The sequence below is a fragment of the Pantoea sp. AN62 genome, from assembly GCF_050432985.1.
Classification (GTDB): Bacteria; Pseudomonadota; Gammaproteobacteria; order Enterobacterales; family Enterobacteriaceae; genus Pantoea; species Pantoea brenneri.
In genome coordinates, this window is sequence record NZ_JBNPYB010000011.1 from 107480 (window position 1) to 120417 (window position 12938).

Annotated in this window: 14 protein-coding genes; 4 read left to right on the forward strand and 10 right to left on the reverse strand. The window is 58.5% G+C overall.

From position 1 onward, the window contains the following. Nucleotides 1-109 precede the first annotated feature (109 nt). Nucleotides 110-1114 (reverse strand): phosphotransferase enzyme family protein, encoded by a 1005-nt coding sequence (locus FHW04_RS14315; RefSeq protein ID WP_031377605.1) that lies wholly within the window; start codon nucleotides 1112-1114, stop codon nucleotides 110-112. A 258-nt stretch (nucleotides 1115-1372) separates the two neighbouring features. On the opposite strand from FHW04_RS14315, the gene eat reads away from it, so the two are divergent. Next, nucleotides 1373-2737 carry an ethanolamine permease gene (gene eat / locus FHW04_RS14320; RefSeq protein ID WP_031377604.1) on the forward strand — a complete coding sequence of 455 codons (1365 nt, stop codon included), beginning with the start codon at nucleotides 1373-1375 and terminating at the stop codon, nucleotides 2735-2737. Nucleotides 2738-2765: 28 nt separating this feature from the next. Here the strand turns inward: eat and mak are convergent, their stop codons facing one another. Beyond that, a complete protein-coding gene (mak, locus tag FHW04_RS14325) occupies nucleotides 2766-3677 on the reverse strand; it encodes a fructokinase (RefSeq protein WP_089562037.1) in 912 nt (303 codons plus the stop codon). Between the two features lie 146 nt (nucleotides 3678-3823). Between mak and rdgC the strand changes: the two genes are divergently transcribed. Continuing rightward, nucleotides 3824-4735, forward strand: coding sequence for a recombination-associated protein RdgC (gene rdgC / locus FHW04_RS14330; RefSeq protein WP_031377602.1), 912 nt, complete (start codon nucleotides 3824-3826; stop codon nucleotides 4733-4735). 45 nt (nucleotides 4736-4780) lie between these two features. On the opposite strand, the gene ppnP is transcribed toward rdgC, so the two are convergent. The 7 genes from ppnP to aroL all read right to left on the reverse strand — a co-directional run bounded on the left by ppnP (nucleotide 4781) and on the right by aroL (nucleotide 10480). After that, nucleotides 4781-5071: a pyrimidine/purine nucleoside phosphorylase gene (gene ppnP / locus FHW04_RS14335; RefSeq protein ID WP_031377601.1), complete on the reverse strand. Its 291-nt coding sequence runs from the start codon at nucleotides 5069-5071 to the stop codon at nucleotides 4781-4783. Between the two features lie 94 nt (nucleotides 5072-5165). Beyond that, nucleotides 5166-5843: an AroM family protein gene (locus FHW04_RS14340; RefSeq protein WP_089562036.1), complete on the reverse strand. Its 678-nt coding sequence runs from the start codon at nucleotides 5841-5843 to the stop codon at nucleotides 5166-5168. 1 nt (nucleotide 5844) lies between these two features. Then, nucleotides 5845-6777, reverse strand: a complete 933-nt coding sequence (locus FHW04_RS14345) for a DUF1177 domain-containing protein (RefSeq protein WP_069727923.1) — start codon at nucleotides 6775-6777, stop codon at nucleotides 5845-5847. A 13-nt stretch (nucleotides 6778-6790) separates the two neighbouring features. Then, nucleotides 6791-8350, reverse strand: coding sequence for an OPT/YSL family transporter (locus FHW04_RS14350; protein WP_069727922.1), 1560 nt, complete (start codon nucleotides 8348-8350; stop codon nucleotides 6791-6793). A gap of 276 nt (nucleotides 8351-8626) precedes the next feature. Then, nucleotides 8627-9379, reverse strand: a complete 753-nt coding sequence (locus FHW04_RS14355; RefSeq protein WP_031377597.1) for an IclR family transcriptional regulator — start codon at nucleotides 9377-9379, stop codon at nucleotides 8627-8629. 273 nt (nucleotides 9380-9652) lie between these two features. Beyond that, nucleotides 9653-9844, reverse strand: a complete 192-nt coding sequence (locus FHW04_RS14360; RefSeq protein ID WP_031377596.1) for a YaiA family protein — start codon at nucleotides 9842-9844, stop codon at nucleotides 9653-9655. Nucleotides 9845-9955: 111 nt separating this feature from the next. Beyond that, complete coding sequence (gene aroL / locus FHW04_RS14365) at nucleotides 9956-10480, reverse strand: shikimate kinase AroL (RefSeq protein ID WP_089562035.1); 525 nt, start codon at nucleotides 10478-10480, stop codon at nucleotides 9956-9958. Nucleotides 10481-10762: 282 nt separating this feature from the next. Here aroL and FHW04_RS14370 point away from each other — a divergent pair, with 282 nt between their 5' ends. Continuing rightward, on the forward strand, nucleotides 10763-11428 hold the full coding sequence (locus FHW04_RS14370) for a DUF2076 domain-containing protein (RefSeq protein WP_089562034.1): 666 nt from the start codon (nucleotides 10763-10765) through the stop codon (nucleotides 11426-11428). A gap of 2 nt (nucleotides 11429-11430) precedes the next feature. On the opposite strand, the gene FHW04_RS14375 is transcribed toward FHW04_RS14370, so the two are convergent. Next, a complete protein-coding gene (locus FHW04_RS14375) occupies nucleotides 11431-11880 on the reverse strand; it encodes a YaiI/YqxD family protein (RefSeq protein ID WP_031377593.1) in 450 nt (149 codons plus the stop codon). 168 nt (nucleotides 11881-12048) lie between these two features. Between FHW04_RS14375 and proC the strand changes: the two genes are divergently transcribed. After that, nucleotides 12049-12861, forward strand: coding sequence for a pyrroline-5-carboxylate reductase (proC, locus tag FHW04_RS14380; protein ID WP_031377592.1), 813 nt, complete (start codon nucleotides 12049-12051; stop codon nucleotides 12859-12861). Nucleotides 12862-12938 lie beyond the last annotated feature (77 nt).

Here is a 12938-nt window from a genome sequence, read left to right on the forward strand (position 1 = left end):
GACTGAGCAAATTCCGTACCAGCTTAATTGTTCCGGGTTTCAGCCAGTTAGCCAGCCGGCATCGGGCAGGCAGCACTGCGGCAGCGCACTGACGCCCGCCTCTGGTGCATCAGGCACCCACCGGCAACTGCTCGCTCTCCAGATAACGACGACAGAGACGTACCGAGTGGCTGGCCCATTCGGTGCCCAGGCTCTGCGCCATCTCGGTTTCAGCGTGCGATCCTACCCAGGCGGTGAGCTGGATCCGGCGCTGGATCAGCAGCGTCGGCAGCAGCGCCATCTCCCGATCGCTGATGTGCGAGACCTGCTCGTAACCGCGGATCCAGTGATCGATCCATTCTGCCGCGCGCGGATGATGCTCAACAAAACTGATCGCGGCCGCCAGATCGTGCAGATACCAGCCCATCCCGCAGTCATCAAAGTCGATCACCCGGGTTTCGCCGTTGTGCAGCAGCAGATTGGTCAGCCGCAGATCGGCGTGGATCAGGCCATAACGATCCGATCCTTTACCAAACTGCGCCAGCGCCTCGCCCGCCTGAGCGATCGCCTGTTCGACGATCGCGTGATCGGCTGGATGCAGATGCGGCGCATCCTGCCAGCGTCCCCAGTGACTCTGCGCGCTGGTCATGGTGTGGTGATCCCAGATGATGCGCTGGAAGCCTGCCGGCGGCTGCCACTGTTTGCTGTGCTGATGCAGCCGGGCCGTAATCTGCCCCAGCTGCTGAAAGGCACGCGGGTCCACCTCGGTGGTCGGCATCTCGCCGTCAATCCAGTGGAACAGCACCACATAACGCTCGCCGCCGTCGGGCAAACGCAGCGTCAGCACGCGCTCGCCCTGGCTATCGGCTACCGCCTGCGGCACCACAATGCCGGTTTCACGCAGCGCATCCAGCCACAGCAGTTCGCTGAGAATATCCGCTTTTTGATGGTAGTCGCCGCGATGCAGCCGCAGCGCATAGCGTCTGCCGCCCGCCTGGAGCAGGAAGGTGGCATTTTCTGAGCGACAGAGCAGGCGCAGCGTGCCCTGCAGCGCGGCGGGATAATGGCCCAGCGCCTGCTGCGCCAGTGCGGTGAGTTGGGAATCAGTCAGGTTGTCATATTGTTTAGCGCTCATCAGTCCGGCTCCTGGTCACTTGCGTCACCTCAGCATGCGTTGCCAGAACCTGTGCTGCTTGACCGCAGAGCAGTCAAAGTTGACCGCAGCGTGCATCTGGCCCGGTTGTTGCCTGTGAGTTGACCGTGGAGGACAGCATTGACCGCGCCGACGTCAAGTCGCGGCCCGCAAGGCAACGGCATTATCCCTTCACTGTAGCGTAAACCATGATGTGCGGTATCACTGCCGCGCTGCACCAACAACGACGGGGATAACAGTATGACAAACAGACTCAAGCCCACTCTGGGCACCCTGCATCTGTGGGGGATCGCGGTAGGCCTGGTTATCTCAGGTGAATACTTTGGCTGGAGTTACGGCTGGGCGGTGGCGGGCACGCTGGGCTTTCTGGTCACCACCGCGTTGATTGCCACGCTCTACACCTGCTTTATTTTCAGCTTCACCGAGCTGACCACCGCGATTCCACATGCCGGAGGGCCGTTTGCCTACAGCCGCCGCGCTTTTGGTGAAACCGGCGGGCTGATTGCCGGTCTGGCCACGCTGATTGAGTTCGTCTTTGCGCCGCCGGCGATTGCGATGGCAATTGGAGCCTACCTCAACGTGCAGTATCCGGCGCTTAACCCGAAAACCGCCGCGGTCGGCGCTTACCTGCTGTTTATGACGCTCAACATTCTTGGCGTGAAACTGGCGGCGATGTTCGAACTGGTGGTCACGGTTCTGGCGGTGATTGAGCTGCTGGTGTTTATGGGCGTGGTGTCACCGGGTTTCAGCCTGGCCAACTTTGCCGCGCACGGCTGGGCCGGCAGCGACAGCTTCGGCATGCCCGCCTTTTCCGGTATTTTTGCCGCTATTCCGTTCGCCATCTGGTTTTTCCTTGCCATTGAGGGAGCTGCGATGGCGGCGGAAGAGGCAAAGGATCCGACCCGCACCATTCCTCGCGCCTACATCAGCGGCATTCTGACGCTGGTGGTGCTGGCGATCGGCGTGATGCTGATGGCAGGCGGCGCGGGCGACTGGCGCAAGCTGTCAGACATTAACGATCCGCTGCCGCAGGCGATGAAAATGATTGTCGGCGAACACTCTAACTGGATGCACATGCTGGTGTGGATCGGCCTGTTTGGGCTGGTAGCCAGCTTCCACGGCATCATTCTCGGCTATTCACGTCAGTTCTTTGCGCTGGCACGCGCTGGTTATCTGCCGCCCGGGCTGGCGAAACTGTCACGCTTCCGGACCCCGCACCGCGCCATCATTACCGGCGGCGTACTGGGGATCGCAGCGATTTACAGCGATGGCATTATTAATTTGCAGGGAATGACGCTGACGGCAGCGATGATCACCATGGCGGTGTTTGGGGCGATTGTGATGTATATCATGAGTATGCTGAGCCTGTTCCGGCTGCGCCGCAGTGCGCCGCAGCTGGCTCGCAGTTTCCGTGCACCAGGCTACCCGATAGTGCCGGGCATCGCCCTGCTGTTATCGGTGGTCTGTCTGCTGGCGATGCTGTGGTTTAACCCGATCATTGGCGCGCTGTTCTTCGCCTTTATGCTGGTGGGCTATCTCTACTTCCTTGCGACCAAAGCCCAGCGCGATCGGGCGCCACAGGACAGCATGCTGGTGGGTGAATAGCAGGGCGCGCCCTGCTATTCGGTGCTGATCAGTCGTTGAGCGGCCAGAGCCAGGCCGCTCCACGCACGCCGCTGGAATCGCCATGGTGAGCCTTCAGCACCGGCGTTTCGCATTCGCCGCCAAATACCCATTTTTTCATCAGCGTCGGCACGGTCTGATAGAGACGATCGACATTGCTCATCCCACCGCCCAGCACGATCACGTCCGGATCGATCAGATTCACCACCTGTGCCAGCGATTTTGCCAGCCGCAGTTCGTAACGGCTCATCGCCAGTTCGGCGATCGGATCCTGCTGCGCCAGCAGCGATACGATCTCCGCGCCTTTACGTGACACCCCGCTCAGCCGCTGATAATCAATAGCGAAACCGGTACCCGAGACGAAGGTTTCAATGCAGCCCTGCTGCCCACAATAACAGAGCACTTCCTGCCGATAACGTAGCTCATCCTCATCCATCCACGGCAGTGGATTGTGGCCCCACTCGCCGGCATTGCCGTTACCGCCGATGCGTGACTGACCATTGATCGCCACCCCGGCACCCGAGCCGGTGCCAATAATCACCGCAAACACCAGCGGCTGACCGGCACCTGCCCCGTCGACCGCCTCAGAAACGGCGAGACAATTCGCGTCGTTGGCGATGCGCACGTCACGATTCAGCGCCTGCGCCAGATCTTTATCCAGCGGCTGGCCGTTGAGCCAGGTGGAGTTGGCGTTTTTTACCCGCTTGCTGTAGGGCGAAATCGTGCCGGGAATACCGAGGCCGACGGTGCCGGTCTGCCCGGTTTTCTGCTCCGCCAGGCGGACCAGATCGACAATCGCCTGTACCGTTGCCTGATAGTCATCACGCGGGGTGTTGACCCGGTGACGAAACAGCTCCTGTCCGGCGTTCGATAACGCAATCACTTCTGTCTTGGTGCCACCCAAATCAATGCCTATGCGCACGGTTTATTCCTCATTATTCGTTCAGGTGGAAGATACAGTAGAAGGCGCCAGCCGGAAAGGCAATGAAACCACTCCGATGTTTCGCTATCATGCGCGCTGACTCTGTTAGACTTGTGCGCCCGATCGCGCCACGGTAAGGAATCCCGATGTTGTGGTTTAAAAATATGATGGTTTATCGTCTGAATCGTGACATTCCGTTGTCCGCAGACGAGATGGAAAAACAGCTCGACGCCTTCACTTTTTCGCCGTGTGGCAGTCAGGATATGAGCAAAACCGGCTGGGTACCGCCGATGGGCAACCGCAGCGATGCACTGACGCATGAAAACAACGGCCAGATTGTCATCTGCGCCCGTAAAGAAGAGAAAATCCTGCCGTCTCCGGTAGTGAAACAGGCGCTGGAAGCGAAAATCGACAAGCTGGAAGCGGAGCAGAGCCGCAAGCTGAAGAAGACCGAAAAAGATTCGCTGAAAGATGAAGTACTGCACAGCCTGCTGCCGCGTGCCTTCAGCCGCTTCAGCCAGACTTACCTGTGGATCGACACGGTGAACAACCTGATTATGGTTGACTGCGCCAGTGCCAAAAAAGCGGAAGATACTCTGGCGCTGCTGCGCAAAAGCCTCGGCTCACTGCCGGTGGTGCCGCTGACGCTGGAAAGCCCGATTGAACTGACCCTGACCGAATGGGTACGCTCCGGCGACGTGCCGGCCGGTTTCGCCCTGATGGATGAGGCGGAGCTGAAAGCAATTCTGGAGGATGGCGGCGTGATCCGCTGCAAGAAGCAGGATCTGGTGTGCGATGAGATCGCTAATCACATCGAAGCGGGCAAGCTGGTGACCAAACTGGCGCTGGACTGGCAGGAGCGCATTCAGTTTATGCTGGCCGACGACGGTTCAGTCAAACGCCTGAAGTTCAGCGACACGCTGCGTGACCAGAATGACGATATTGATCGTGAAGATTTTGCTCAGCGTTTTGACGCCGACTTTATTCTGATGACCAGCGAACTGGCTGCGCTGACCAGCAACCTGGTGGAAGCATTAGGCGGCGAAGCCCAGCGTTAAGCCGGTGCTGCCCTGAAAGAAAATGGCCGCATTGCGGCCATTTTTTTATCCTTTCAGGTAGCGACAGAGATAGGAACTGGGTTCGCCAACCTGCAAATGAAATTCGCTGTGGCCCGGCACGTTGAACACCGAACCCGCTTCAAACCATTGCCACTCGGTTTCACCCGGCAGCAGCACCTTCAGCGACCCGCTTACCACGGTCATCTCTTCCGGCTGAGCGGTACCAAAGGTATATTCGCCTTCAGCCATCACGCCCACGCTGGCACGGCCGGTGCTCGCACTGTCAAAACCAATGGATTTAACTTTTCCGTCAAAATACTCACTAATGTTGAGCATAATACTTCCTCACAGCACATTAAGGTGTCTGGCAGTGTAGAAGGGAACTCGCTGATCTGTCACGCGAAATGATGGTCGTTTGTGATCTCTCACGTCAGCCCAGCAGTTCCGCCGCCAGTCTGGCCACCAGCTGGTTAGAGAGCAGTACCGGTACGCCAAGCCGCGACTGCAACGCGGCCCGATGCTGCTGGTGATAGCCAATACAGTCCAGCACCACCAGCCCGACATCAGCAGCCTGCAAGGTGCGGGCTGCTGCTGCGAACGTCTGCTCATCAGCCAGATAAGGGCTGGCGACGGCGAAACAGGGCGGCGATGGTAACTGCCGCCATTTACCGGCCTGTTCAACGATCTGCTCCTCTACCGGCACCACGATGCCCACCCGTTGCTGCTGCACCAGTGCGCGGATCAGCGGAGGGATAATACGATCCGGCTCCAGCAGCAGTGCGCGCCGGGTACTTAAAGTACCGAACTCGCCGGTACACAGCAGCAGAATGATGTCGTAACCGGCCTGCTCCAGCGCGCTGATTTTGCGCTGTAATCCCTGCTCCACCTTTGGTGCCGCCAGCCGTACCTGCTCACCGCTCTGCAGCCGGGAAACCAGGACCGCCTCACCCGCCGCCGGAGCATACTGCACCGCGATGTCGGCCGCGCTTAATCCATCCAGCAAACCAGCATGGTCGGTAACGGCGTCCGGCAGATGCTGGCGCAGCAGTGGCAGAATATCGCTGCGCGGTGACTGACCGATAGTCAGGGTGACCAGAGATTTAGCCATATCAGTGATTCCGCTGGCGCAAGTGCCCCAGGCTGCCGTACAGCGCCAGCAGCCGCGCATACTCTTCAGCGTCATAAAAGTGGCAGGTCTCGCGACCAAACTCTTTCGCCACTTCAACCGCAAATTTTGCCGCGGCGGCGATATCCACCTCATGACTGGCTCCGGTACCGCAGCCCGGCACCACCGATTCCGCAGTGATCGCGACCCCGACCACCGGCACATCGGTGGCGGTCGACGGTTGCAGAATGCTGTTCAGATGGTAGATGCCGTTGCCGTAGGGGGTGATGTCCTGAGTGGTAATCGGAAAGGTGACGGCCGGACGACCGGTAGTCATCTCCATGATGCGCAGCAGATCCTCAGACACCCGCAGGATGTAACCCTCTTTCACCGTGGGCGACAGCGCAAAGCCCTTGTGGTTGATGATACGGTTACCTTTGGTGGTGTCGATTGACAGAATCGCATCCACTCCCGCCATCACCTCATTATCATTCATGGTGACATCGTCAATTGGCGAATCCATAAAGTCGACCGGCTGATGCGGACGGGTTGGTGCATCCGGGCAGATGTGGGTGGTGACAATCACATCTCCGCTCAGGCGATCGCCTTTGAGCTGCATCTGGGCCAGCTTCAGCGCACTGGCGATCGCCGCCACGGCACCGTCCGCATCTGACACCATGCCGATACGGCCTGGACGCGCGCCAATACCGCCAAGACGCCCGATAATGCCCAGCGTCGGTGCAGTGCCGCCGCTGGCTTTGCCCTGGGTGCCGGGAATATCGATGCGGATAAAATCGGTACGGCCTTTAGGGCCGGTAACCCGGGTAAAACTGGCTTCCACCTGCGGATACGCGGCGAACAGATCCACCACCTGCTGCCCATCAATCAGAGCACTATCCAGTAACTCAAAAACCTGTAAGGTCTGCTGTAAACTCATGGTTAATCCTTAGCTATTTCTTACTGCTGCTGGCAAACAACGAATTAAAGAAGCTGTACAGGGCATCGCCAGCAATAAAGCCTGCCGCCATCACTTCCATCGGCGATCGGCCGCGCTCACCCCAGACACGAATGATCACGATACGCAGCGCAATACCCACCACCACCGCCCAACCGGCCATGGCGTTGTTGATCAATAAACCGGTGGCTAACAGCACGCCCAGCTGGCGTTTTGGTCCACCAATCAGCTGAATAATCGCGCCTGGGATGGCCCAGATCAGCAGGTTGCCGGCGATGCCTGGCTCTGCGCCAGCCTGAATGGTTTTGGCATAGACCCGCGCGACCGGCGGCAGCAGGTTATCGGTGAAGAACAGCGTGTGGGCATACCAGACCAACGGAATCGAGACCACAAAGGCGATCATTGCGGCGATCAGCTGAATACGACGGCCCCACAGCTCCTGCTGCATATCCGCGCCGTTACCGCGCAGGATAAAGCCCGCCTTGAGGTCGTAACCCATATCGGCAAAGGCTGGCCCGGTCGCGGCGGTAAAGCCGCACAGCAGGCAAAGCGCCAGCGGCGGGAAGCCGATCAGAATACCGATAATCAGGGTGATCAGCGCCACCGCAAACGCCGGAAACCAGCCAGAGTGCATGGCGGCAATACCGACAATCAGTTCGTGAACGAAGGCGGCAAAGGCGGCGTAGAGAATAAACAGCAGCAGCATGGCCAGCCCCATTTCACTCCACAAACCGCCGGCCAGCGCCAGCAGCGCTGAAATAATGATATAGCCCGCACTGCCCAGTCCCAGCGCCCGCTGCACTTCATTGCCGTTACGGCTGACCACCAGCGCGTCATTTTTGCGGCTGCGGATCACCATTACCACCTGAATCAGCGCCACCAGTCCGGCCCCGACCATAACGCCATGAGGAATATAGAGCGCGTTAATATCAATGCCGGCCACCGGCTGGGCATAGGCGCGCAGCAGGAAGCCAATGCCCAGCATCGACAGCGCCCAGATGTTGCCGATAAACGCGGTACCAAAGGCGGACATTGGAATCTTCAGCATCGCGCCGACGATGCCGCCCACAATGCCCATCACCAGCAGCCAGGCCTGACGTCCGCCTCTATCGCCCGCCTTAATCGCTTCTGCGGCCGCGACGCCCGGCGGCCAGGCGTTGCTGGCCGGGAAGACGCGGGTATCAAACAGCCGATAGAGCAGCCAGGCATCCAGCAGCATGGCGGCACTGACGCCACAGAACAGCGGCAGCACCAGCTGTGGCTCGCCCAGCGCCCACGGGACGGCAATTGGCATCAGTAAGCTGTTAGCAGCACCGAAAGTAGCCGAGGAGATGGCGGTCTGCGCCAGGTTCTGAATCTCTATTGAGCGATAGCGGCGAAATGCCTGCAGTGGAATGCGCGCCAGTAACATCGCAAACAGCGCGCCGATAATTGAGGTATTGGGCGTCACCCCAATGGTGGTGATTAACTGAATACCAATAATGGCACCCGCAATCGACAGAAAAATTAAAACCAGCGCAACGCCAACGTGCTTAATCGGATTTACCCGTTCCATCTATTCCCCTCTCCCTTCCCAGACGAAATGAAATAACGTTTTGCCAGCCCGCTGGCTTACGTCGTTTTTATATTTCACTGATCTGACACGCTGATCGTTGCGGCAGCAGGACGCGTGTGCGTACCGTCCCGGCGACGCACCTGAGACGTGGGGAGGCCCGCACAGACAACCGAAGCGCTGCGTAAAGAGTGGCGGTCAGATTAAAAGAAAAAGGCCCGAAGGCCTTTGTTTTTCCCTGGTGTGGCGAAATATTACGCCGATAAAATCGTTGTGACGTTACGCGCCAAATTTCTCAGCCATCTGTGCGGCGGTTGCGCGTAAGGCGTCAAGCAGTGCTGGCGGGTAGCCCGGTTCAGTCTCCTGCGACAGAAACGACAGGCAGAGCGCTACCGTTTCGCCATGATGTTTGTTGTGCACGATGACTGACAGCGAACTGATGCCAGGCAAGGTTTCATTGCGTGCCAGTGACCAGCCGTGCTGACGCACTTCAGCCAGTCTGGCACACAGCGCGTCGGGCGTTTGCGGCGAATTAGCTGAAACGACCTGCCAGTCATCACGGTAGCGCGCCTGTACCTCTTCATCGCTCAACTGGGCTAACAGCGCCCGGCCGGTAGAGGTTGCGGCAGCGGGCATCCGGCTGCCTGGCGGTGTCACCATCTGGGTAAAATGGCGACCGTGATACATACGCATAACTAATATTTCGCGTCCGGCCAGCTTAGAGACGTATCCCATGCAGCCGGTGCTTTCAGCCAGTCTGATCATCGCGGCGGAAACGCTATCGACCAGCGGTGCCGAGAGATAATGCCCGGCGACGGCCAGCAGTACGCGACCAATGTGATAGCCGCGCGTTTCGGCATCCCGCTCCAGCAATCCCTGACTCTCCATCGTCGCAAGCAGACGCGAAACGGTGCTCTTTGGCAGCGTTAATGCCTCAACCACCTCGCTAAACGTCAGGCCGACATGGCCCTGCGTCACGCCTTTATGCTGGAACAATCTGAGTACCGCGGCGGCGTTTTCGAGTGTGGTCATGCTGCTAGTTTCACTATATGGAACTGAGTTCCTGAATCGGGTAAGTCGAAAATAAAGCGTTGAGCTGAATCGGTCAAGTGACAATTTTTAGCACGGTCGATTGGCAGACGGACAAAATACGGGCAGAGAAATGATTAGCGGGGCTTTATCTGGTGACGGAGAGATCGGGCAGGACAGAAAACAGTGCAAAACCGGGTTCAGCAGAAAATTTGCACAGAATTGAAGATCGGGTCGGCGGGCTTACAGGCTGGCGTCCCTGCCAGCGGCAACGTTTTACTCTTTTTCGACGTCTTCATAACGCAGTTTGGCGTCGCGCGCTTCCTCTTCCGTTTCATGCTCGCTGATTAACGAATTCGGTTTAGGATGGTCAGCACGTAATTCGTACGACGTCACTTTGTTGGCTTCGGTGCCCTTTTCAACCGGCACAATGCGCGCTTCGCGTGGATAGGGTGGTCTTGTCGGCATACGGTCTCCCTCCGGGCTGAATAACTCTCTGTGAGACAGGCTGATGCCTGCCAGACAGTAAGTATAGACAACCCCGCCCGAAGCGGGATCAAAGCGGGAAAAATCTGAGGGTTAGCTGGCGCGCGCCAGTGACAGAGAATGCAGGATTTCATCGACCACGCCGTCGGGCGACTGCATGGCGTTAACCTGATGATGAGCCGCCGCGCGGTATAAATGGGCGCGCTCACGCAGCACCTCTTCCATCTCGTCAGCGATCGGGCGTCCGGTTAGCGTTGGCCGCTGTGCTGTTTCCGGCTGGCTCTCCAGCCGCTCCGCCAGCACTTCAGGCGAGGCGCTGAGCCAGATGACGCGGCCCTGCTCCTGCATAAAGCGGCAGTTGTGTTCCGCCAGCACCATGCCGCCGCCGGTCGCAATCACCGTCAACGGCGCAGTGACCGCCTGCAGCGATTCGGTTTCACGGGCGCGGAAGCCTTCCCAGCCTTCAGCCGCAACGATTTCCGCCACGCTGCGTTGCGTTGTCAGTTGCAGGTGGTGATCGGTATCGCAAAAGGCGTAGCCCAACGCCTGCGACAACGCTTTGCCGACGGTGGTTTTGCCGCAACCGCGTGCGCCAATCAAAAAGATGGGTAGAGACATCAGGGCCGTTCCTCCGCCTGGCCGCGTGCTGCGGCTGCATGTTTAGCTCAATAATGCGACGCATGATAACTGGAAATCTTTTTTGCCTCTACCCATCAAGCATGATTTGCGCATCGCCCTCGCTCAACTTCGGATAATTCTTTTATTTTCAAGGTGAAACCCATGCACGTTTTGTGCATGGCGGGCACCCGGTTACCGTCGCAACATTTGCTTACCGCCCCAATTTTACTTTGCAGCTTGCCGCCCCCATATACTGATAACAGTCGCAACAGGAGAGTCATCATGCAACGCGAAGAACAACAACTGATTGAAGGGCTGTTCAGCCGTCTGAAACAGGCTGAAAGCCAGACTGCGGCACGCGATGCCGCCGCCGAACAACTGATTAACCAGCACCTGCAGGCACAGCCGGGCGCGCCCTATTACATGGCGCAGGCGATTCTGATTCAGGAAGCCGCACTGAAGAAACTGAATGAGCGGGTGAGCGAGCTGGAGAGCCGCCTGGCGCAACAGCAGCCAGCGCAGAGCCGCGGTGGATTTCTGTCGGGTTTATTTGGCAGCGGATCGCGCCAGCAGCCGCCTGCTCAGCAGCAGCCGGTGTGGAACAGTGCGCCACAGCAACCAGCCCAGCCGCCGCAGTATGCCAATGCCCCGGCCCCACGCGGCACGGGCTTCCTTGGCGGTGCGCTGCAAACCGCAGTGGGCGTCGCAGGCGGCGTGGTGATGGCGGATATGCTGACCAGCATGTTTCATCATTCCCAGCCGGAAGAGATTGTAAACATCATTAACGAGCCACCGCTGCCGGAGGTGAATGACAACCTCAACACCTTTAACGGCGGTGATGAGAGCAGTTTCCTCGATCAGAACGCCGGCTGGGATAACGGCTTCGCCGACAACAGCGATCTCAACGATTTTGGTGGCAACGATTTCGACGACGACAGCTTCGTCTGAGTTCAGCGTTTCTGCTGCCTGAGCCAGCTGTCCAGCTCGTTAGCAAATTGCTGGCGGTCACGCGGATTCATCGCCGCGGGGCCGCCAGTCTGCACCCCACTTGCCCGCAGGGTATCCATAAAATCGCGCATCGTCAGCCGTTCACGAATGGTGGCCGGTGAGTAGCGTTCGCCGCGTGGATTAAGCGCCGCCGCCCCCTTTTCAATCACCTCTGCTGCCAGCGGGATATCCGCCGTGATCACCAGATCGCCCGGCTGCGCCCGTCGGACAATTTCATTATCCGCCACGTCAAACCCCGCCGGCACCTGCAGCGTACGCAGATAAGGCGAAGACGGCACGCGCAGAAACTGGTTAGCGACAAAGGTGACGGTGGTCGCCGTGCGGTCCGCAGCACGGTACAGCACCTCTTTGATGACATTCGGACAGGCGTCAGCATCGACCCAGATAGCCATCAGGATTCCTTCTTATCAGAGACAGGCCCCGATCTTGCCGGACTCCTGCGCAATGGCAAATTTTATTTGCAGTGCGGTGACCGGCCTGAGCGCGGCTGACTTGTTATTCAGGCTGGCTGAAGTAAGCTAACCCGCTCAGAACAGCGAACAATGATTAAGGAGACGGCGATGCTGGCAAAGAAAATTGGATTTATCGGCGGTGGCAACATGGCAAAGGCCATTATTGGCGGACTGATCAGCAGTGGTAACATCGCGCCGTCTGATATCTCGGTTTTCGATCGTAAACCCGAGACCAACCAGGCGCTGGCTGAGCAGTACGGCATTAACGCCGCAGAGAGCGCAGAGGCGCTGGCACGCGAGGTCGATATCCTGTTTGGCGCGGTTAAACCCAACGTCATCCTCAAAATTCTCAAGGATCTGACCGGCAGCCTGAAAAAAGAAGCGCTGGTGGTCTCCATTGCTGCCGGAGTGACGCTGGATTCGCTCTCATCGGTGCTGGGTTACGATCGCAAAATTATCCGGGCGATGCCAAATACCCCGTCGCTGGTGAGTGAAGGCATGACGTCTGTCACGCCTAACGCGCTGGTTGAGCAGAGTGAAACCGATGAGGTGGTGGCCATTTTTGAAAGCTTCGGCAAAGCTGCGGTGGTGGAAGAATATCTGATCCATTCGGTGGTCGGCGTCAGCGGTTCTGCCCCTGCCTACGTGTTTATGTTTATTGAAGCGATGGCCGATGCCGCCGTGGCTGGCGGGATGCCGCGTGCCCAGGCGTACCAGTTTGCGGCTCAGGCGGTGAAAGGCGCCGCACAGATGGTGCTGACCACCGGTAAGCATCCGGCTGAGCTGAAAGATATGGTCTGCTCGCCTGGCGGGACCACGATTGAAGCGGTCAAAGTGCTGGAAGAGAAAGGACTGCGCTCGGCGGTTATCGAAGCGATGCAGCAGTGCATGGCGAAATCGGAAAAGCTAAGCCGCAGTTAAAACCACACGTTAAGGCCGCCGTTAACGCCACAGAAACAGAGCAGGCCAGCACCTGCTCTGTTGTTTTGTGCCAGTCA

Bases quoted from the DNA above. Each gene is read 5' to 3' on its own strand.
- proC (WP_031377592.1), top strand. From the start codon at position 12,049: ATGCTGGCAAAGAAAATTGGATTTATCGGCGGTGGCAACATGGCAAAG.
- FHW04_RS14315 (WP_031377605.1), bottom strand. From the start codon at position 1,114: ATGAGCGCTAAACAATATGACAACCTGACTGATTCCCAACTCACCGCA.
- FHW04_RS14360 (WP_031377596.1), bottom strand. From the start codon at position 9,844: ATGCCGACAAGACCACCCTATCCACGCGAAGCGCGCATTGTGCCGGTT.
- FHW04_RS14370 (WP_089562034.1), top strand. From the start codon at position 10,763: ATGCAACGCGAAGAACAACAACTGATTGAAGGGCTGTTCAGCCGTCTG.
- FHW04_RS14355 (WP_031377597.1), bottom strand. From the start codon at position 9,379: ATGACCACACTCGAAAACGCCGCCGCGGTACTCAGATTGTTCCAGCAT.
- FHW04_RS14350 (WP_069727922.1), bottom strand. From the start codon at position 8,350: ATGGAACGGGTAAATCCGATTAAGCACGTTGGCGTTGCGCTGGTTTTA.
- rdgC (WP_031377602.1), top strand. From the start codon at position 3,824: ATGTTGTGGTTTAAAAATATGATGGTTTATCGTCTGAATCGTGACATT.
- FHW04_RS14375 (WP_031377593.1), bottom strand. From the start codon at position 11,880: ATGGCTATCTGGGTCGATGCTGACGCCTGTCCGAATGTCATCAAAGAG.
- aroL (WP_089562035.1), bottom strand. From the start codon at position 10,480: ATGTCTCTACCCATCTTTTTGATTGGCGCACGCGGTTGCGGCAAAACC.
- FHW04_RS14345 (WP_069727923.1), bottom strand. From the start codon at position 6,777: ATGAGTTTACAGCAGACCTTACAGGTTTTTGAGTTACTGGATAGTGCT.
- FHW04_RS14340 (WP_089562036.1), bottom strand. From the start codon at position 5,843: ATGGCTAAATCTCTGGTCACCCTGACTATCGGTCAGTCACCGCGCAGC.
- ppnP (WP_031377601.1), bottom strand. From the start codon at position 5,071: ATGCTCAACATTAGTGAGTATTTTGACGGAAAAGTTAAATCCATTGGT.
- eat (WP_031377604.1), top strand. From the start codon at position 1,373: ATGACAAACAGACTCAAGCCCACTCTGGGCACCCTGCATCTGTGGGGG.